Below are 20,150 nucleotides of genomic sequence, written 5' to 3'. Positions count from 1 at the left end.
CCTGACAATTGCCACTGGCAGGCTTGTACAAAATGTAAGGTTCAGGAACTCAGCTTCTTGCTGACCAAATCGTTAACGGCCTTCGGGTTGGCCTTGCCGCCGGTGGCTTTCATCACCTGACCCACGAACCAGCCAGCCAGCTTGGGGTTTACCTTGGCCTTTTCGACCTGGGCCGGATTGGCCGCGATGATCTCGTCCAGTGCGGCCTCGATCGCACCGGTGTCGGTGACCTGTTTCATCCCGCGATCCTCGACGATCTGCGCCGGATCACCGCCTTCGGTATAGACGATTTCAAACAGGTCCTTGGCGATCTTGCCCGAGATAGCATCAGAGGAAATCAGGTCGATAATCCCACCCAGCTGCGCCGGAGAAACCGGCGAATCCGTGATGTCGTGGTCTTCTTTTTTCAGACGTCCGAACAGCTCGTTGATCACCCAGTTCGCGGCCAGTTTGCCATTGCGGCCCTGCGCGACTTCTTCGAAATAGGCCGCCGATTCAACTTCGGCAGTCAGTACCGAGGCGTCATAGTCGGTCAGGCCGAACTCACTGATAAAGCGCGCTTTTTTGTCGTCAGGAAGCTCTGGCAGATGGGCGGCGATATCGTCCACCCATGCCTGTTCGATCTCCAGCGGCAGCAGGTCGGGATCGGGGAAATAGCGGTAATCATGCGCTTCTTCCTTGGACCGCATCGACCGGGTTTCGCCCTTGTCCGGATCATACAGGCGGGTTTCCTGCTCGACCTTGCCACCGGCTTCGACAATAGCGATCTGGCGGCGGGCTTCGACCTCAATGGCTTGCTGGATGAACCGCATCGAGTTCATATTCTTGATCTCGCAACGGGTGCCTAGATGCGAAAAGTCCTGTGTTTCCTGATACTTCTCATACGCGCCCGGCATACAGATCGAGACGTTCACATCCGCCCGCAGGTTGCCGTTCTGCATGTTGCCGTCACAGGTGCCCAGATAGCGCATGATCTGACGCAGCTTGGCAATGTATGCAGCGGCCTCTTCCGGCCCGCGAATATCAGGGCGGCTGACGATCTCCATCAGGCAAACACCGGTCCGGTTCAGGTCGACAAAGGACATGTGCGGGTCCATGTCGTGGATCGATTTGCCGGCGTCCTGTTCCATGTGGATGCGTTCAATGCGAACCATGCGCGCAGTGCCGTCCCCCATCTCGACCAGAACCTCGCCTTCGCCCACAATCGGATGATAAAGCTGGGAAATCTGGTAACCTTGCGGCAGGTCAGGGTAGAAATAGTTCTTGCGGTCAAAGGCCGATTTCAGATTGATATCCGCCTTCAGGCCCAGCCCGGTGCGCACTGCCTGTTCCACGCAGAACTCGTTGATCACCGGCAGCATTCCCGGCATTGCCGCATCCACGAAAGCCACGTTCGAATTCGGCTCGGCCCCGAATTTTGTGGACGCGCCCGAGAACAGCTTGGCATTGGATGAGACCTGCGCATGCACCTCCATCCCGATCACCAGTTCCCAATCGTGCTTGGCCCCGGCAATGGTTTTGGGTTTGGGCATTTCGTATGTCAGGTCGAGCATGGCGCGCCTCATTTCCGCAGAAGTCTAAACCTGCGTATTAGGCCCGGCAGGGCCTAGGGGCAAGGGGGAATCCTGACGCGTTCAGTTCTTGGAAAACTGCAGACCGGACGGTGTGAAGGTTACATCCTTACCGCTGCGTAGTTCATCCCGGAACAAATCCGAGATGGCGCGCAGCGCATCGCGCTGACCGCGCGCAGCAAACCGCTCGGGCGAGTTGATGCGGACAGAGTTGTTGAACCCGTTGGCGGCATGGGCCCAGATCAGGGGGTGAAGCTCGGTCAGGTGATCGCGGATCAGCCAGTTTGCGGTGTCGCGCATCTGGGCGCGGACATTGTCTGCCTTTTCGTTCAGCCCGCGACCATTCTGAATGGTGATTGCACAATAGGCCGACAACATATTGATCATCTGTTGGTCAGGGCGCAGACCTACGATATCGCGCAATCCTTCAAGGAAATATTCGACATCGACCTGCGCGCAGGCCTCTTCGTCCAAAGCGATGGCATCGAATTGCACCCACGTATATCCACCTGCGCCCCAGACATCCTGTGTCCGGACGGCATTGCGCAAGGCCTGCAATTCCAGTTCTGCGTAGCTGCCGAACCACCGGGGCAAAAGGTGGCTGCCCATCGCGCGCATGTGACGCTGATTGCGTGGGTCCAGTGTGATCAGGCGCTCGTACTCATCGGCAACGCGGGCGTTTGACTTGCGCTGCCCGGCCAACAGAGCACAACCGGCGGCCGCAATCAGAGGGCTGTCCGGTGCATCCGCCTTGCATTTGGGAAGGATCGCAGCGGCCCGGTCGAAATGAGCGGCGCAGCGCGAGCGGTGCAAGGGCGGCAAGGCCGTGTCCGTGGCGTTCCCGCGCCAGGCCCAGGCCAGATCGATATGGGCCAGCGCCACAACGGCAGCGATCATCGGATCACCAGGATTGTCCGACAACTCGCCTTCCAGTTCCGAAATACCACCCAGCAAATCGTAGTCAGATATGGCCTTGCCGTCCGACAGCGCATGTTCCGCAGCCAGAACCACGTCAGATCGGGCCCCGAACGCCAAAAGATCGGCAATCGGCATACCATCCGACACGGCAGCACGATCCTGATCCGCTGCACGCATTTCATCGGACAACTCGGTCCAGCGATCCTGTCTGGCCAGATAGCGCCCATGTTCGATAGTTGAGTGTCCAATCAGATTGTCGCAATTCGACGTTGCAACAGGAATGTTGAGCTGCCCATGTTCAGGCAGGGCAGCAGCCAACGCTGATTTCGTTGCGCACAGATCTTCTGAGGCGTCCGTGGGATTGGATGAAGGCTGGGCAAACAGCGCCCTTATCGACCGAAACATGGTAAAACTCAAAACTGTAAAAACACTTAACTGAGTCCGAATTCTGGCGCGGTCTTGGGTTCAATTCAAGTAATTTGCTTAATAAACTTTGTTTTTTGTGTCCAATGAGCCCGTAGATCACGCAGTGTTTCAGAAAACAGTGAAATGATGACGGTCTACGCGAAAACCTGCCTGTTTTAGAATGGTTTCCAGCTCCCGATGCGGTGGCAGAGACTCATCTGGCAGCCGGATTCGTTTCTCGGATTTCAGGACGATGGATACGCGAACGGAAAAGTCCCACCGGGTGTCAAATCGGAAATGGTCGATATCCCGCATTGGGATATCGCCCTGCCGATTGCCGGTGAACCAGCGTACCGCATCCCGGTCCAGCTGCACGCCAGCGCTGGTGTTCTGGATCACGTCCCAGATTGCGGGGAGGGTGGCCAGAGACAGCAGGCCGACAATCCACCAAGCGGCGTCGAACAGGATGACCAGCGCCAGCAGTGCCATGTAGACACTGGCCAGAATGATCAGTGTGCGCGAGTTTCGGTTGCGACGGGTAAAGCTGTAAGGTGTCATGCGCCGAGGATACGGGATACCATTTCCGTCGTGTCGCGCGACAGGTTCGGTGTTTCCGCAATGCGAGAAAGCTGCGTGCGCATCTGGTCCTGACGCCCGGTGTCGTACCGTTTCCAGGTCTGGAAGGCAGAACACATCCGTGCCGTGGTTTGCGGGTTCACAGGATCAAGGCGGATCAGCCAACCAGCCAGCAGGCTGTACCCGGCACCATCCGGCTGATGGAACCCCGCGTGGTTCATCGCCAGCGCGCCCATGACAGCGCGGAACCGGTTCGGGTTCTTCCAGTTGAAATCAGGATGCCCGGTCAATGCCTTCGCCGTTTCCGGTGTCGCCTCGGGTGCGGCCATGGTCACCTGCAAGCCAAACCATTTGTCCATGACCAGCCGGTCATGCTGCCATTGGTCATAGAAGGCGGCCAGTTGCACCTCGCCCTTGCGGGCGCGCAGCAGGTAGGACAGGGCTGTTAGTTGCAGGGTCATGTTATCCGCGTTGGCATACACAGTGGCCGCCATTGCCCCTCCATCCAGCCGAGAGGTCAGTGCCAGTGCCGCGCTGCCAAGGGCGCGCTTCCCGGATTGCTGGGCATCCGGGCTGTAGGGGCCATCAACCAACGCCTCGCTGTGCAGGCGGGGCAGCAGATCCTGCACATGCTGTGCCGTGGCCTGCCGCAGCGTTTCGACCGCCGACCAGATTGCCATCGGATCGGGCGTGTGACCGCGTTCGTGTAAGGCCGCAGCCAGTTCGGATTGCGTCGGCAGCCCAAGCATCAAGGCGCGATAGGCCGGGTCCAGCGTGTCGTCGCGCAGCACGGCCTGCAGCCCATTAAGGTAATCGGCGTCCGGGGTTGCCTCGTCCAAGATCATCCGCAACAAGGTGTCCTGCGCCAGCGATCTGCCAGCCTGCCAGCGGTTGAACGGATCTGTGTCATGCGCCAGCAGAAAAGCGCGTTCGGCGCTTGAATGATCGTGTTCCAGAATGACCGGTGCCGAGAATTCGCGCAGGATTGATGCGGTGGGTCTTGTCGCAAGCGCTGTGAACTGAAAACTTTGCTCGGCCTCTGTCAGTTCCAGCACTTCGGTCGCACGGACCTCATCCCCGTTTGGCCCCAGCAGGCCAACGGCGACCGGGATCACCTGGGGCAGTTTCTCTGCCTGACCCGGTGTCGGATCGGTGCGCTGTTTCAGTGTCAGGGTAAAGGTCCCGTCGGCCCAATCTTCAGATACGGTCAAACGCGGCGTGCCCGACTGGCTGTACCAGCGTTTGAACTGGGTCAGGTCGCGGCCTGTGGTGTCTTCGAACACTTTCAGCCAATCCTCGATCGTGCAGGCCTGCCCGTCATGGCGGTCAAAATAGAGGTCCAGCGCCTTTGCATAGGCCTCATCCCCGACCAGCCGCTTTAACATGCCGATGACTTCGGCGCCTTTTTCGTAAACTGTGGCCGTGTAGAAATTGTTGATTTCCTGAAAGCTTTCGGGTCGTACCGGGTGCGAGAGCGGGCCGTTATCCTCGGGGAATTGCCGCGCGCGCAGGTCGATGGCGTCGTGTATGCGCTTAACGGGGGCCGAGCGCATGTCGGATGTGAACTGTGCATCGCGGAAGACGGTCAAACCTTCTTTCAGGCACAGCTGGAACCAGTCGCGGCACGTGATGCGGTTGCCTGTCCAGTTGTGGAAGTACTCATGCGCGATGATCGCCTCGATCCGTTCGAAATTGGCGTCGGTCGAAGTTTCGGGGCTAGCCAGAACAGCCGAAGAGTTGAAGATATTCAGCCCCTTGTTTTCCATCGCGCCCATGTTGAAGTCATCGACGGCGACGATGTTGAAGACGTCCAGATCATATTCCCGGCCATAGACATCTTCGTCCCATTTCATGGACTTCTTCAGCGCCTCCATGCCGAAGGCGCATTTGCCCTCATCCCCCGGACGCACCCACAGGTTCAACGCCACATCCCGGCCTGATCTGGTGGTGAACCGGTCGGGATGGGCCACAAGATCCCCAGCGACAAGCGCAAACAGATAAGCAGGCTTGGGCCACGGGTCGGTCCATTCGGCCCATCCTTCGCCTATGCCCGAAGGGTTGCCATTCGACAGCAGAACCGGCAGGTCGCCATTGATACGCACGGTAAAGGTGGACATGACATCGGGGCGATCCGGGTAATATGTGATCTTGCGGAAACCTTCTGCCTCGCACTGGGTGCAATACATGCCGTTCGACATATAAAGCCCCTCCAACGCCGTGTTGTTGCCCGGATCAATCTCAACTTGGGCTTCCCAGAGGAACGGGGCGTCGGGAACATCGGCGGTCAGGCCCTTGCCCGTGACATCAGGCGAAACTTCGGTTCCGTTGATGGACGCGCGGATCAGGTTCAGATCTTCGCCGTGCAGAAAAAAGGTGCGATCGGTCGCGTCGGGATTTGGACGAAACGCGATACGCGACGTGACCCGTGTTGCATGTGCGGACAGATCGAAGGTCAGGTGTACGCTGTCCAGCAGATAACCAAACGGAGTGTAGTCTTTCAGGAAGATCGTGGTGGGGGCAGCGTCGCGCATGGGGGCCTCGCATCGGTTCGTGTCTGGCGCGACGTTAGGGGCATCGTTCCAGAGCTGCAACTGGCCCCCGCCATTCCCTTGTTGTTTTTGAAACAGCTTCCCTTCGATCCGAATAACCCTAACGCAAAGTCGAAAGTTGCCTATCGGAAACTTTCGGCCTAAGTCACTTACGCATACAATGGCACACAATCGCAGGAGAGCAGGAAGATGAGTGGCAGACAAACCCTGAGCGGGCTGCAGATCGATCCAATACTGGCAGAGTTTATCGAGACGCGGGCATTGCCGGGTACGGGTGTGTCGGCGCAGGATTTCTGGGCGGGTCTGGCGCGACTGGTGTCTGAACTGGGGCCGAAGAACCGCGCGCTTCTGGCCAAGCGCGCCGAGATTCAAGGGCGCATCGACAGCTGGCATATTGCGCGCGAGGGTCAGAGCATTGATCCCACTGACTATCGGGCTTTTCTGAAGGAAATCGGTTATTTGGTCGAGGAAGGCGACGGGTTTCAGATCGACACGACACATGTCGACCCCGAGATTGCGCTGACGCCGGGCCCGCAGCTGGTTGTGCCGATCACCAACGCGCGCTTTGCGCTGAACGCGGCGAACGCGCGATGGGGCAGCCTGTATGATGCGCTTTATGGCACCGATGCGATAGGCGATCTGCCAACAGGTGGTGGGTATGATGCGGCGCGCGGTGCGCGGGTGATAGCCTGGGCAAAAGCCTTTCTGGATGACGCCGTGCCTCTGGCGGGTGGGTCTTGGGCCAAGGTGTCGGGACTGCATGTTGAAGAAGGTGTTCTTTCCCCGGCACTGGCAAACCCCGCTCAATTTGTTGGTTTCGGTGGCGCGGCAGACAAGCTGGATTTTGTGCTTCTGAAAAACAATGGCCTGCATATTCAGATCATGATCGATCCGACTGGCGCCATCGGCGCCTCTGATCCCGCAGGTATCGCGGATGTCCGGTTGGAATCAGCCCTTTCAACGATTATGGACTGCGAAGACTCGGTCGCTTGTGTTGATGCGGCAGACAAGGTCGTGGCCTATGGCAACTGGCTGGGCCTGATGAAGGGCGATCTGACCGAAGACGTCACCAAGGGCGACACCACATTTACCCGCAAACTGGCAGAAGATCTGACCTTCACCACACCGACAGGTGAGCAGGCGACCCTGAAAGGTCGTTCGCTGATGCTGGTGCGAAATGTCGGCCACTTGATGACGAACCCGGCCGTTCTGGACGCCGAAGGGCGCGAGATTGGCGAGGGGCTGATGGACGCGCTCTGCACCACTCTGATCGCAATGCATGACCTGCAACGGGATGGGGGTAACTCGGTCGAAGGGTCGGTCTACGTGGTGAAACCCAAGATGCACGGGCCGGAAGAGGTTGCCTTTGCGGTCGAGATTTTCGACATGGTCGAAGACATCCTTGGCCTGCCGCGCAACACCGTGAAGCTGGGCATCATGGATGAGGAACGCCGCACGTCGGTGAACCTGAAAGAATGCATTCGCGCCGCAAAATCGCGCGTCGCCTTCATCAATACCGGTTTCCTGGATCGCACTGGCGATGAAATTCACACCTCGATGGAGGCCGGGCCGATGCTGCCCAAGGGCGACATCAAGAACACGCCCTGGATTGCGTCTTATGAAGACCGAAATGTCGATATCGGTTTGGCCTGCGGCCTGAAAGGCAAGGCGCAGATCGGCAAAGGCATGTGGGCGATGCCGGACCGGATGGGCGATATGCTGGAGCAAAAGATTGGCCATCCGCAATCCGGCGCCACCTGCGCCTGGGTGCCGTCGCCGACCGCCGCGACTTTGCACGCCACACATTACCACAAGGTCAACGTACTGGCCCGTCAGGACGAGATCGCAGCGGCGGGTGCACGTGGAACGCTTGACGATTTGCTGACCATTCCCCTGCTGGGGGGGCGCAATCTTGGTGACGCGGAAATCTCGCGCGAGGTCGAGAATAATGCACAAGGCATTCTAGGCTATGTCGTGCGTTGGGTCGATCAGGGCGTGGGATGTTCCAAAGTCCCCGACATCAACGACATCGGGTTGATGGAAGACCGTGCGACCTGCCGGATATCGTCTCAGGCTCTGGCCAACTGGTTGCATCATGGAATTGTCGACGAAGCGCAGGTGATGGCTGCGATGCAGAAAATGACGGCTGTCGTGGATCGCCAGAATGCAAGTGATCCGGGTTATGTCCCGATGGCGCCGGGCTTTAACGGAATTGCTTTTCAGGCGGCTTGTGACCTTGTGTTCAAAGGCCGTGTGCAGCCCTCGGGCTACACCGAACCGGTCCTGCACGCGCGCCGTCTGGAATTGAAGGCGGCCACCGCGTAATACAAAGGGGGCGATCTGCCCCCTTTCTTCTTTCGACATGCAGACACAGGAATGCACATGGAAGTTTCCCTTCGCAAAGCCCGCACCATTATCCGCAAAGCACTTGAGAAAGGCCGCGAGATGGAGCTGAAGCCACTTTCAGTGGTTGTTCTGGACGCAGGCGGCCACGTCATCGCGTTCGAGCGTGAGGATGATGCAGCACCGGGCCGCTTTGCGATTGCGCATGGCAAGGCATATGGCTCTGTCATGCTGGGTATGGCGGGCACGGCGCAGATGCAGCGGGCCGAGGCGCAAGCCTACTTCATGGCGGCGGTAAACGGAGTGTATGGCGGGCAGGTCGTACCAGTTCCGGGCGGGGTCTTGATACGGGGTCGAAAGGGCGACGTGATCGGTGCCGTTGGAGTTACCGGCGACACGTCTGAAAACGACGCTGCCGTTGCGATGGCGGGAATTGAAGCTGCCGGGTTGGACGGAGAGAAATAGATCCGACCATAGAGAGTTCCGTCACAGGAGCGTTTGGCGCATGTTCCCGACTTGAAGTTTGGGGCGGGGAAAGCGTGCCGAGACTTGATTGGTTGTCGGGAGAAAGTTTGTGCACCCCTGAACACGTCCCTGCGCTGTCACGCAGGAGGTGTATTCTTGCACGACTGTGAAGCTGCGGTTAGCTTCCTTTCCAAGGGGATGAATAACAAGGAAAGCGGAATGTCTCGACCCGTTGTTGGTATTATCGGCAACTCATACCTCATGAACGATCAATACCCGACCCATGCAGGGGGGACGATGAATTCTGACGCTGTGGCGAACGTATCGGGATGTTTGCCGCTGCTGATCCCCGCCGATCCCCGTTATGTGTCGGTTGAGGAGTTGCTGGAGGTTTGCGACGGCTTTCTTCTGACCGGCGGTCGCCCCAATGTGCATCCCGAAGAATATGGTGAACCTGCAACCGAGGCGCATGGAGAGTTTGACCGCGCGCGTGACGCGATCACCTTACCACTGGTTCGGGCCTGTGTGGAACGGGGTCAGCCGTTTCTGGGCATTTGCCGTGGATTTCAAGAGGTCAACGTGGCCATGGGTGGAACGCTCTATCCGGAGATTCGCGATCTGCCGGGGCGGATGAACCACCGGATGCCGCCTGATGGTACACTTGAGGAAAAATTTGCAATGCGCCATGTAGTGAAACTGACCGAAAACGGTGTGTTCCACGACTTGTTTGGTGCGCAGGAGGTCATGACAAACACGCTGCACGGGCAGGGGATCAAGTGCATCGGACAGCGTGTGGTGATCGATGGGCATGCGCCGGATGGAACGCCCGAGGCGATCTACATCAAGGACGCGCCCGGATTTACGCTGTCCGTGCAATGGCATCCCGAATGGGATGCGATCAACGACCCGGTTTCACGCCCCTTGTTCGAAGCCTTCGGCATGGCTGTGCGGGGATGGGCGGCGGGGATTGCCTGTCAGGCAGTTCAGAAATCAGCCTGACTTGGGCACCGGACCGTGCGGGCGCGCGACGGACCGGTGCAGGGGAAGGTGAATGGCAATCAGACCAGCAGGTTGAACTGATTGACCAGCGGCAGGCTGCGCGCGCGGTTTCCCGTCAAATCAAACAGGGCGTTGCCCAGTGCGGGCATCGAGGGGGGCGTGCCGGGCTCACCAGCGCCGCCCATATGGCGGTTGGTTTCCAGAACGCGCACCTCGACTTGTGGCGCAGTATGCATACGAAGGGCGTCATAGTCGGGGAAATTGAACTGCTCGACTTCCCCGTCGGCAAAGGTGATCGCGCCGAAACACGCAGCCGACAGGCCATACATCATGCCGCCAAACATCTGTGCCTTGACGTTTTCCGGGTCCAGCGCCAGCCCCATGTCGCAGGCGATCCAGACCTTGTGGATGCGGATGGCACCGTCTTCGTCAACCACTTCGATAACCTGAGCCACCGGAGTGCCGAAGCTGTAGGTGAAGGCCACGCCACGGCCTACGCCGTCAGGTGTTTTTCCGGTCCAGTTGGACATTTCCCTGACCGCCTCCAGACATCCGGCAGACGGGGCATGTTCGGTTCTCATCAGTTCTAGCCTGAAGTCCAGCGGGTCGCGCCCTGCGGCATGGGCCAATTCGTCCATGAAGGTCTCGTGGAAAAAGCCGTTGTGGCTGTTGCCGACCGAACGCCAGAAGCCCACCGGGACAGCCAGATCAGCGACGTGGCCGCTCATCCGGTAGTTTGGCACGGCGTAAGGCTGGTTGAAGAACCCTTCGACCAGCACTTTGTCGGGTCCGCCTCCGGGGAAGCCGGTGTAACGCTCGACCGCCTGTTGCATGCAGGACTGCGCTGCAACCTTGCCGTCAATAAGAACGGCCTTGCCGTCCTGAACAGCGCCGCGCATCCGGGCGATGGCGCCGGGGCGGAAGTAGTCGTGACGCATGTCTTCTTCGCGGCTCCAAGTTGTCTGGACCGGTGTGCCAGGCATGGCCATGGCGACCTTGGTGGCGATTTCTCCGAAATCCAGTTCGCCCCGGCGGCCAAACCCACCCCCCAGATAGGTGGTGTGAATCTGAACAGCCTCAGTGTCTAGATTTGCAGTGTTTGCTGCGCGAAACCGGATCAGCGTCGGGGCCTGATTGCCGCACCACAGCTCCAGAGCATCTCCGTTATAGAGCGCGGTGGCATTCATCGGCTCCATCGTGGCGTGCGCCAGATAGGGCACTTGGTATTCGGCAGTGATCTCGGTCGCGCCATCCGGCGTCACGCTGACATCGCCATCATCGCGCATAGTCGAGTTCGGCGCGCCGTCAAACGCCTCGACAATCTTTAAGAAAATGCCATCGGTTTCAGGTGGATATGGCGCATCACCCCAGTCGATCTCAACAGCCTCAACCGCCTGATTGGCCAGCCATGTGTTGTTCGCGATCACGGCAACACCTGTGCCCAGATCTACAACCGTCTCGACCCCCGGCATGGATTTTGCAGCGCTGTCGTCAAAGCTGTTCATCGCACCACCCAGTTTGGGATTCATGCGCACGGCAGCAAATCTCATACCGGGCAGGCGAACATCGATACCGAACTCGGCAGTGCCTGTCACTTTGCCCACCATGTCCAGTCGCGGTTGTATCCGTCCCAGATAACGCCATTCGGACGGGTCTCGCAAAGGTACCTCGACGGGTTCCAGTCCGGCCGCTTCCACTGCAAGATCGGTATAAGCGATCTTGTCACCGTTTGGCGTGATGACATGGCCTGAAGCTGTTTTCAGATCCGAGGGGTCGATACCCAACCGATCAGCGGCGGCGCGTTTCAGCGTTTCACGGGCCGAGGCGCCGGCTTGCCGCATCCTCTCGAACCCGTCCTTCATCGAGGTTGAGCCGCCTGTGACTTGCAGGCTAAGAGCCTTTCCAAGAATCCCCAGTGCTTCACCTAAGTTGTGTTGGAAGTCCGAGATGTCATAGCCCTTGTTTGGCAGTCCCTCGCCCATCATGGCTGAGTTGTAATAGGCGGCGGCTGCCGGACCGTGCAGAACAGTGATCTGATCCAGATCGACGTCCAGTTCTTCGGCGATCAGCGCAGCCCACGTGGTTTTCACGCCCTGTCCCATCTCGGCACGGGGCGCGAACAGGGTGATGCCATTCTGATCGATCAGCACGAAGGGGTTCAGGGCCGCTTCACCCTCTTTCGGTTTCAGCGGGTTAGGGGCAGGGCGGGTGACATAATACGCGCCAAAGGCGACGCCGCCAACAATCGCGGCCGAGCCGATCAGGAATGTGCGGCGGATAATTTTGCCAACAGAAGCCATCTCTTACGCCTCCTTCAACTTGGATGCTGCGTCGTGGATCGCGGCCCGGATGCGGGGGTAGGTGCCACAGCGGCACAGGTTTCCTTGCATCGCTTCATCGATCTCTGCGTCCGTGGGTGCGGGGTTTTCCGCAAGCAGGGCAGCGGCCTGCATGATCTGGCCCGATTGGCAGTAGCCACATTGCGCCACCTGATGATCAGCCCAGGACTGCTGGATCGTAGCCAGAGCTTCTGGCGTGCCGACACCTTCGATTGTGGTCACCTCGCCCCAGACATCCGACAGCGCCACCTGGCACGAACGTACCGCTTCGCCGTCGATATGAACCGTACAGGCCCCGCAAGCGGCGACACCACAGCCGAACTTGGTTCCGGTCAGGCCAACCTCATCCCTCAGAACCCAAAGCAGGGGAACATCATCCGGCAGGTCGATCTGGTGGGGAGTTCCGTTAATCTTAAGGGCCGTCGCCATGGCGCACCTTTTGTATCTGTGGTAGGTTTTGACATAATAGGTGCAAAGTGTCAGTTTGTCAATTGACAAATTAAACAAAAAATGTCAGAGATTTGCGTATGAAAGAAACGAGTGACGAATCCCGGCAGAAAGCGATCCTTGCATCTGCTTTTCAGGCTTTTTCCGCATACGGGTTCCGCAAGACCTCGATGGATGACATTGCGCGCGGTGCGGGGATGTCGCGGCCAGCGGTCTACCTGTATTACAGGAACAAGGAAGCGATCGTTCGCAAGCTGACCGAACGGCATTACGAGGAAAAGACCGCAGCGGTGGCCGAGGCGCTGAACAGCGAAGGTTCGGTTTCGGACATTGCCAAAAAGGCGATCCACGCCCAGACCGAGGGCATGGCTGCGATTTTGGCGTCGCCGCATGGGCTTGAGATGCTGGACACAACCAAATCCATGGCCATCGATATTGTAGAGCGGGGCGAAGGGGAACTTGCCGCGCTTTATGCCGAATGGCTGAGGCGAGAGCAGGGTGCTGGCCGCGTTCGTCTGTTCGACACCCCTGAAGAGACGGCGAAAACACTTACGGTCACGCTGAAGGGGGTCAAGCTGACCGCGTCAGACGCCGAGGAATTTGAAAGGCGCACCAACCAGCTGGCAGCCCTGATTGGGGCTGGGCTGGAAATCAGGTAACGCGCTGCCGGGTTTGGTACTCGGGCGTGTCCCAAAGCTTGTTCTGCATGACATCCGCCAGAATATCGACTGCACGCTCGACATCGCTTTCATCGACATACAGCGGTGTGAAACCAAACCGCATTGTGTCAGGTGCGCGGAAATCTCCGACGACACCACGCGCGATCAGCGCTTGCATCGCGGCGTAGCCTTCCTTGAAGCGGAATGAAACCTGACTGCCACGCTGCTCGGGCGCGCGCGGACTGTCCAGCTGCAAGTCTGGGCAGGTCGCCTCGACCCGACGGATGAAAAGCTCGGTCAATTCAATGGATTTGGCGCGCACATCCGCCATATCGGCCATATCCCAGATATCCATGGCCGCCGACAGTGCGGTCATTTGGATAATGGGAGGTGTTCCTACGCGCATACGCTCAATCCCGCTTCCGGGCCGATAGTCCAGGTCAAAGGCAAAGGGCGCTTCGTGCCCCAGCCAGCCGGACAGGGCCGGGCGCGTACTATCTGCAAGTCGGGGCGCAACATAAATGAACGCGGGCGCACCAGGGCCGCCATTGAGGTATTTATAAGTACACCCGACTGCGAAATCGGCATTGCACCCTGCAAGGTCAACGGGGATGGCACCTGCGGAATGCGCCAGATCCCAAACCGTCACGACACCGTTGGCATGGGCCAGTTCGGTCAGCGCCTTCATGTTGTGCATCCGGCCCGTGCGGTAATCCACTTCGGTCAGCATCAGGACAGCAACCTCTTCTGTGATTGCATCTGCGACGTCCTGCGGATCGACGACGCGTAGTTCGAATGCGCCCCCAAGAGACCGCAGCAGGCCATCGACCATGTACAGGTCTGACGGAAAGTTCCCATTGTCGGAAAGCACAACCTTGCGGGTCGGGTTCAGTTCAAGGGCAGAGGACACGGCCTGATAAACCTTGATCGACAGGGTATCGCCGGTCACGACGCTGCCTGGCTCGGCTCCGATCAGGCGGCCAATTCGATCTCCAAGCCCCGTGGGAAGGCCCATCCAGCCGGCCTTGTTCCAGCCGGTGATCAGCATTTGCCCCCATTCGTCGGTCAGCATGTTCTGCACACGAGAGGCAGCCGTTTTAGGCAGCGGGCCCAAGGAGTTGCCATCCAGATAAATCACGCCCTCGGGTAGGTCGAACATGGCTTTGGTTGCTGCAAAATCGGTCATGAAGGCTCACTCACTTGTGTGGTCGTCTTTTGTTGCATTTGGGGTAGCCGATCCTGACATGTCTGTCTATCGATGCGACATACTGGTCTTTTGCCAATCCGGTCGAAAAACGGTAGGACGTCGGTCAGAAGCGACATATACCCGACATTGTCGTCGCTCATGAGGGCTTAGAATGCGCTGGATAGATGTACCGCCAGTTTGGTTGATCGCTTTTGCGGCGCTGGCATGGGCGCAGGCCAGATACATGGCGCTGGGCCTGTCACTTGAGAGCGGCCTGACCGACCTTCTGAGCGGAGTTCTGATCGGCGGTGGCGCTCTGATGGCCGTTCTGGCCATTGTCGAGTTTCGCCGCCACAAGACAACCGTCATTCCCCATGAGACGCCGACCGCGATGGTGCAAACGGGCATCTACAAACGCAGTCGAAACCCGATCTACGTCGGTGACGTTCTGATTCTTGCGGGTTTGATCCTGCGGTTTGACGCCGTGTTGTCACTGGTGTTGGTTCCGGTCTTCGTCTGGGTGCTGGAACGCCGGTTCATCTTGCCGGAAGAAGACCGCCTGCGCCGACAATTCCGCACGGATTTCGCACGCTACGAACGCAAAACGCGGCGTTGGATCTAAAGTGGCTGATCTTGTGATGTCACGTAAAAAATGCTGCGCTTGCGAAATAATGTTGCGCAGGATACATCTTTGCTTAACGAAGAATACCGACCACCCGCTCGGACAGAGTAAGAATTAGGGGGACTGCCAGTGAAGATAGGCACGCCAAAGGAAATACTGGACGGTGAGAACCGGGTTGCAATGACGCCCGACTCGGCCGTGCAATTGCAGAAACTGGGCTATGAGTGCCTGATCGAGAAAGGCGCGGGCACGGCTGCCGGTTTTTCGGATGCCGCATACGAGGCCGTAGGCGTAGAGGTGGTCAAGACCGCAGCGTCGCTGTGGAAGGCCGCGGATATCGTTGCCAAGGTTCGTATCCCGACTGAGGCCGAACTGAAACGATTGACCAAGGGCAAGACCCTGATTTCGTTCTTCAATCCTGCGGGCAACGAAGAAGGAATGGAGCTGGCCAAATCCAAGGGCGCCAACGTGATCGCCATGGAGATGGTGCCACGCATTTCGCGCGCGCAGAAGATGGATGCGCTGTCGTCGATGGCAAATATCGCGGGCTATCGCGCCGTGATCGAGGCAGGCAACAACTTTGGCCGTTTCTTCACCGGTCAGGTGACCGCCGCCGGTAAAGTTCCTCCTGCCAAGGTTCTGATCGTTGGGGCCGGTGTGGCCGGTTTGGCCGCAATCGGGACGTCCACGTCGCTGGGGGCCATCACCTACGCGTTTGACGTACGCCCGGAAGTGGCCGAACAGGTCGAATCGATGGGGGCGGAGTTCGTCTATCTGGACTTCGAAGAAGAGCAGCAGGACGGCGCGGCGACCGGTGGTTATGCCTCGGTCCAGTCGGAAGAATTCCGCAATGCCCAGCTGGCCAAGTTCCGCGAGCTTGCACCTGAGATGGACATCGTCATCACGACGGCCCTGATCCCCAACCGTCCGGCGCCCAAGCTGTGGCTGGAGGATATGGTCAAGGCGATGAAGCCGGGCTCAGTCATCGTTGACCTTGCGGCCGAGCGTGGCGGGAACGTCGAAGGTACCGTGCCGGACGAAAAGGTCGTGACGCCCAACGGCGTGACCATCATCGGTTATACCGACTTCCCCAGCCGGATGGCGGCGCAGTCGTCGTCTCTGTACGCGACCAACATCCGTCACATGATGACTGATCTGACGCCTGAAAAGGACGGCCAGATCAATCACAACATGGATGACGATGTGATCCGCGGTGCGACTGTAACGCATGAAGGTGAAATCACTTTCCCGCCACCACCGCCCAAGATTCAGGCGATTGCGGCGCAGAAGAAGCCCGAGGTCAAGGAACTGACCCCGGAAGAGAAAAAGGCGCAGGAGATTGCGGCCTTCAAGGCGCAGACCAAGCAGCAGTTTACATTGTTGGGTGTTGGTGGCGCGCTGATGCTGCTGGTGGGGCTGGTTGCCCCGGCCAGCTTCATGCAGCATTTCATCGTCTTCGTGCTGGCCATTTTCGTGGGCTTCCAGGTGATCTGGAATGTCTCGCACAGCCTGCACACACCGCTGATGGCGATCACCAACGCGATCTCGTCGATCATCATCGTCGGGGCCTTGATGCAGATCGGATCGGGGTCGTTCCTGGTCATTCTGCTGGCGGCACTGTCCGTTTTCATGGCCGGGATCAACATCTTCGGCGGCTTCCTCGTAACCCGGCGCATGCTCGCCATGTTCCAGAAATCTTAAGGAGGCCGGGCACATGGAATTTGGCTTCACCACTGCCGCCTACGTTGTTGCGGCTGTTTTGTTCATCCTTTCCCTTGGCGGGTTGTCGAACCAGGAAAGCGCCAAGCGCGCGGTCTGGTACGGCATCGTCGGTATGGCGTTGGCGGTCTTTGCCACGCTGGTTGGCCCCGGGTCTGGCCTGTGGCTTCTGTCGATCCTGCTGATCATTGGCGGCGGTCTGATCGGTCAATACGTGGCGCAGCGCGTCCAGATGACCGAGATGCCGCAACTTGTGGCCGCGATGCATTCGCTGGTCGGTCTGGCCGCGGTGTTTGTGGGTTTCAATGCGCATTTTGAGATCGGCAACGTGGCGCAGGTCCTGGCGATTGCGGATACGGCGAAAGAGGCGGATCTGCATGATCTGGGCACCTTTGCCAAACTGATCGCCAAGAAGACGCCGGCCGAGCTGGCGATCCTTCATGTAGAACTGTTCCTGGGCATCTTTATCGGTGCGATCACCTTTACCGGTTCGGTCGTGGCCTATGGCAAGTTGGCGGGCAAAGTGACCTCGGCGGCGACAAAGCTGCCCGGTGGTCATGCGCTGAACGCAGCGGCGGCGGGTCTCTCGCTGATCTGCTTGATCTGGTATACCTCGTCCGGTGGGCTGCTGCCGCTGATCCTGATGACCCTGGCCGCGCTGTTCATCGGTTATCACCTGATCATGGGCATCGGTGGCGCGGACATGCCGGTGGTTGTGTCGATGCTGAACAGTTATTCGGGCTGGGCCGCGGCGGCTATTGGTTTCTCGCTGGGCAATGACTTGCTGATCGTGGTCGGTGCGCTGGTGGGCTCAAGCGGTGCAATCCTGTCCTACATCATGTGCAAGGCGATGAACCGTCACTTTGTCAGCGTGATTCTCGGCGGCTTTGGTGGCCCGCAGGGTGAACAGATGGCCGTCGAGGGCGAGCAGGTGGCCATCGAGGCGGATGGCGTTGCTGCAGCCCTGAACGACGCCGACAGCGTTATCATCATTCCCGGTTATGGTATGGCGGTGGCGCAGGCACAGCAATCGGTCAGTGAACTGGTCCGTAAGCTGCGCGCCAAGGGTAAAGAGGTGCGTTTTGCGATCCACCCGGTCGCGGGCCGTTTGCCGGGCCATATGAACGTGCTGCTGGCCGAGGCGAAGGTGCCCTATGATATCGTTCTGGAAATGGACGAGATCAATGACGACTTCCCGGACACGGATGTGGCCATCGTCATCGGCTCGAATGACATCGTGAACCCTGCGGCGCAGGAAGATCCCAACAGCCCGATTGCCGGTATGCCGGTTCTGGAATGCTGGAAGGCCAAGCAGGTCTTCGTGTCCAAACGCGGTCAGGGTACAGGGTATTCGGGTATCGAAAACCCGCTGTTCTTTAAGGAAAATACCCGCATGTTCTATGGCGACGCCAAAGCATCGCTGGACAAGCTGCTGCCGATGATCGATTGATCCACCGGTCTGATCCAATTGCAAAGGGCGCCTTTGGGCGCCCTTTTCTTTACTTGTACTATTGGGGGCTTTGCCCCCAAACCCCCAGGATATTTATGGCCAGATGAAGCGGGCGGGTTGTGGTATAATAGACATGCGTATTGTTGGAGCGAAGCATGGAGAAAGTGAACGGTATAGGGGGCGTATTTTTTCGGGCCAGTGATCCTGAGGCATTGAGCCGCTGGTACGAAGAACATTTGGGTGTAAACCACTATGATCCGGTGCCCTGGAAGCAGCGCGAAGGGTATACGGTGTTTGCGCCGTTCGCGAAAGACACTGAGTATTTCGGAAACCCGGATCAGCAATGGATGATCAATTTTCGAGTCGACGATCTGGGCGCGATGATACAGCAGCTTGAAGCTGCCGGAATCGCTGTTGAGACTCGCCCCGACTGGGACAGTGAGATCGGAAAGTTCGCGCGGCTTCACGATCCGGAAGGAAATCCGATCGAGCTGTGGCAGCCAAATCAATGAGATAGTCGGTTTGTATACCTTTGTATTCGTGTAAGTACATGAAATAAAATAAGAATTGATGTATCCGAGTTGTGACGTATAGTGCGGACACCGCTATCGGAGCCTCGGAATGACGCCAATCGATGATCACCCGCTGCGCTATGCGCTGGCCAATGAACTTCATGCCCGCCCGTTTCCGGCCGCCGATACGCCGTGCACGGTCGCCTTTCTTGCGATTAAGAAGCCGGAAGCAGCCGTCGCTCGGGACCGCAGTCAGGATATCGCCCATCTGATTGATCTGCTTGACCGACATGGGGCGCAACATCCGCAGCCGGGGGCCACGCATTATGCCGGGCAGATCGGACGCCATTGGTTGAAATGGGAGCAGCACACAGAGTTTGTCACGTATACGGCGATTGTGCCGAACGTTAGCGGCCGCCCTTTCAACCCCGCCGATTTCGAGGTTTTTCCCCCGGATTGGCTGATGGCCAGCCCGGGCCAGAGGATCACTTCGTTGCTGATGCGGGTGGTACCGCGCCCGGAAGATGCGGCTGTAAAGGTCGCTCTGGCTGATTGGTTCGAACCTGAAAGTCTTGCCGTGTCTCGGGTGTTGGATGCTTCGGCAATTTGCGCTAGCGATTTCCGTATCGACCCGGCTGGTCACATGCGTTTTGCCCTGTTCGTGACCGAAGGCACGGGCACGCGCCGCACAGGGCGTATTATCCAGCGGCTGTGCGAGATCGAGACATACAAGGCGATGTCGATGCTTGGCTTTGCCCGCGTCAAACAATTGGCCCCCCGGATCGAGGAACTGGACGCCCAGCTGGCGAAGCTGATGGTTGAAATGACAGATGACACCACACCACCAGATGCGCTGTTGCCTCAATTGCTGGCCACATCGACCGAGCTCGAGACCATTTCGGCCCGCAGTTCGTTCCGGTTTGGGGCAACCGGCGCTTACGAGGCGCTGGTGAATCAACGGATCGACGTCCTGCGCGAGGAAAGGTTCGAAGGTGGTCAAAGCTTTGCCGATTTCATGATGCGCCGTTATGATCCTGCGATCCGTACCGTGAAATCAACAGAACGCCGCCTGCAAGCGCTGTCTGACCGGGCCATCCGTGCGGGTGAGTTGTTGCGCACTAGGGTGGACGTCGAGCGGAGTGCACAAAATCAGGCCCTGTTGGAAAGCATGGATCGTCGGGCCGATCTTGCCTTGCGCTTGCAACACACGGTCGAGGGGCTTTCTGTGGTGGCCATCAGTTATTATGCAGTCTCACTGGTTGGCTATCTTCTGTATCCGTTGACGGCCACCGGTATAAGCAAGGGAACGCTGACGGCGGCGGCGACGATCCCGGTAGTGGCGGGCGTTTGGTTCGCCGTTCGGCGCATCCGCAAACGCCTGGGTTAAGCT

Annotated in this window: 16 protein-coding genes; 9 read left to right on the top strand and 7 right to left on the bottom strand. The window is 58.6% G+C overall.

The features are described from left to right. Positions 1–41 precede the first annotated feature (41 nt). The 4 genes from gatB to pepN all read right to left on the bottom strand — a co-directional run bounded on the left by gatB (position 42) and on the right by pepN (position 6,001). Entirely contained in the window at positions 42–1,553 is a 1,512-nt protein-coding gene (gene gatB / locus I9188_RS06015) for an Asp-tRNA(Asn)/Glu-tRNA(Gln) amidotransferase subunit GatB (protein ID WP_209504497.1), read from the bottom strand. An 81-nt stretch (positions 1,554–1,634) separates the two neighbouring features. After that, complete coding sequence (locus I9188_RS06010; protein WP_209504496.1) at positions 1,635–2,894, bottom strand: hypothetical protein; 1,260 nt, start codon at positions 2,892–2,894, stop codon at positions 1,635–1,637. A gap of 129 nt (positions 2,895–3,023) precedes the next feature. Beyond that, positions 3,024–3,452: a hypothetical protein gene (locus I9188_RS06005; protein WP_209504495.1), complete on the bottom strand. Its 429-nt coding sequence runs from the start codon at positions 3,450–3,452 to the stop codon at positions 3,024–3,026. Beyond that, positions 3,449–6,001, bottom strand: coding sequence for an aminopeptidase N (gene pepN / locus I9188_RS06000; RefSeq protein ID WP_209599574.1), 2,553 nt, complete (start codon positions 5,999–6,001; stop codon positions 3,449–3,451). Before pepN ends, I9188_RS06005 begins: the two co-directional genes overlap by 4 nt. A 207-nt stretch (positions 6,002–6,208) precedes the next feature. Here pepN and I9188_RS05995 point away from each other — a divergent pair, with 207 nt between their 5' ends. From I9188_RS05995 to I9188_RS05985, 3 genes are all read left to right on the top strand, one after another. Beyond that, on the top strand, positions 6,209–8,344 hold the full coding sequence (locus I9188_RS05995) for a malate synthase G (RefSeq protein WP_209504493.1): 2,136 nt from the start codon (positions 6,209–6,211) through the stop codon (positions 8,342–8,344). Positions 8,345–8,401: 57 nt separating this feature from the next. Beyond that, entirely contained in the window at positions 8,402–8,827 is a 426-nt protein-coding gene (locus I9188_RS05990) for a heme-binding protein (protein ID WP_209504492.1), read from the top strand. A gap of 219 nt (positions 8,828–9,046) precedes the next feature. Next, positions 9,047–9,826: a gamma-glutamyl-gamma-aminobutyrate hydrolase family protein gene (locus I9188_RS05985; RefSeq protein ID WP_209504491.1), complete on the top strand. Its 780-nt coding sequence runs from the start codon at positions 9,047–9,049 to the stop codon at positions 9,824–9,826. 59 nt (positions 9,827–9,885) lie between these two features. On the opposite strand, the gene I9188_RS05980 is transcribed toward I9188_RS05985, so the two are convergent. Both I9188_RS05980 and I9188_RS05975 read right to left on the bottom strand, forming a co-directional pair. Then, positions 9,886–12,126 carry a molybdopterin cofactor-binding domain-containing protein gene (locus I9188_RS05980; protein ID WP_209504490.1) on the bottom strand — a complete coding sequence of 747 codons (2,241 nt, stop codon included), beginning with the start codon at positions 12,124–12,126 and terminating at the stop codon, positions 9,886–9,888. Between the two features lie 3 nt (positions 12,127–12,129). Continuing rightward, positions 12,130–12,594, bottom strand: a complete 465-nt coding sequence (locus I9188_RS05975; protein ID WP_209504489.1) for a (2Fe-2S)-binding protein — start codon at positions 12,592–12,594, stop codon at positions 12,130–12,132. 98 nt (positions 12,595–12,692) lie between these two features. On the opposite strand from I9188_RS05975, the gene I9188_RS05970 reads away from it, so the two are divergent. Next, positions 12,693–13,271, top strand: coding sequence for a TetR/AcrR family transcriptional regulator (locus I9188_RS05970; protein WP_209504488.1), 579 nt, complete (start codon positions 12,693–12,695; stop codon positions 13,269–13,271). Here I9188_RS05970 and kynU read toward each other — a convergent pair. Then, entirely contained in the window at positions 13,264–14,457 is a 1,194-nt protein-coding gene (gene kynU, locus I9188_RS05965; RefSeq protein ID WP_209504487.1) for a kynureninase, read from the bottom strand. The genes I9188_RS05970 and kynU overlap by 8 nt on opposite strands. A 172-nt stretch (positions 14,458–14,629) precedes the next feature. Here kynU and I9188_RS05960 point away from each other — a divergent pair, with 172 nt between their 5' ends. From I9188_RS05960 to I9188_RS05940, 5 genes are all read left to right on the top strand, one after another. Then, on the top strand, positions 14,630–15,079 hold the full coding sequence (locus tag I9188_RS05960; protein ID WP_209504486.1) for an isoprenylcysteine carboxylmethyltransferase family protein: 450 nt from the start codon (positions 14,630–14,632) through the stop codon (positions 15,077–15,079). Between the two features lie 129 nt (positions 15,080–15,208). Further along, the gene (locus I9188_RS05955; RefSeq protein WP_209504485.1) at positions 15,209–16,780 is read left to right on the top strand and encodes a Re/Si-specific NAD(P)(+) transhydrogenase subunit alpha; all 1,572 of its coding nucleotides are present in this window, start codon (positions 15,209–15,211) and stop codon (positions 16,778–16,780) included. Positions 16,781–16,793: 13 nt separating this feature from the next. Beyond that, the gene (locus I9188_RS05950) at positions 16,794–18,248 is read left to right on the top strand and encodes an NAD(P)(+) transhydrogenase (Re/Si-specific) subunit beta (protein WP_209504484.1); all 1,455 of its coding nucleotides are present in this window, start codon (positions 16,794–16,796) and stop codon (positions 18,246–18,248) included. 155 nt (positions 18,249–18,403) lie between these two features. After that, positions 18,404–18,760, top strand: coding sequence for a VOC family protein (locus I9188_RS05945; protein WP_209504483.1), 357 nt, complete (start codon positions 18,404–18,406; stop codon positions 18,758–18,760). 109 nt (positions 18,761–18,869) lie between these two features. Beyond that, positions 18,870–20,147, top strand: coding sequence for a DUF3422 domain-containing protein (locus tag I9188_RS05940; protein WP_209504482.1), 1,278 nt, complete (start codon positions 18,870–18,872; stop codon positions 20,145–20,147). The last annotated feature ends 3 nt before the right edge of the window (positions 20,148–20,150 follow it).

It is taken from the genome of Ruegeria sp. HKCCSA071 (assembly GCF_017872555.1).
Taxonomy (GTDB): domain Bacteria; phylum Pseudomonadota; class Alphaproteobacteria; order Rhodobacterales; family Rhodobacteraceae; genus Ruegeria.
This window is presented reverse-complemented; position numbering and strand designations above follow the sequence as displayed.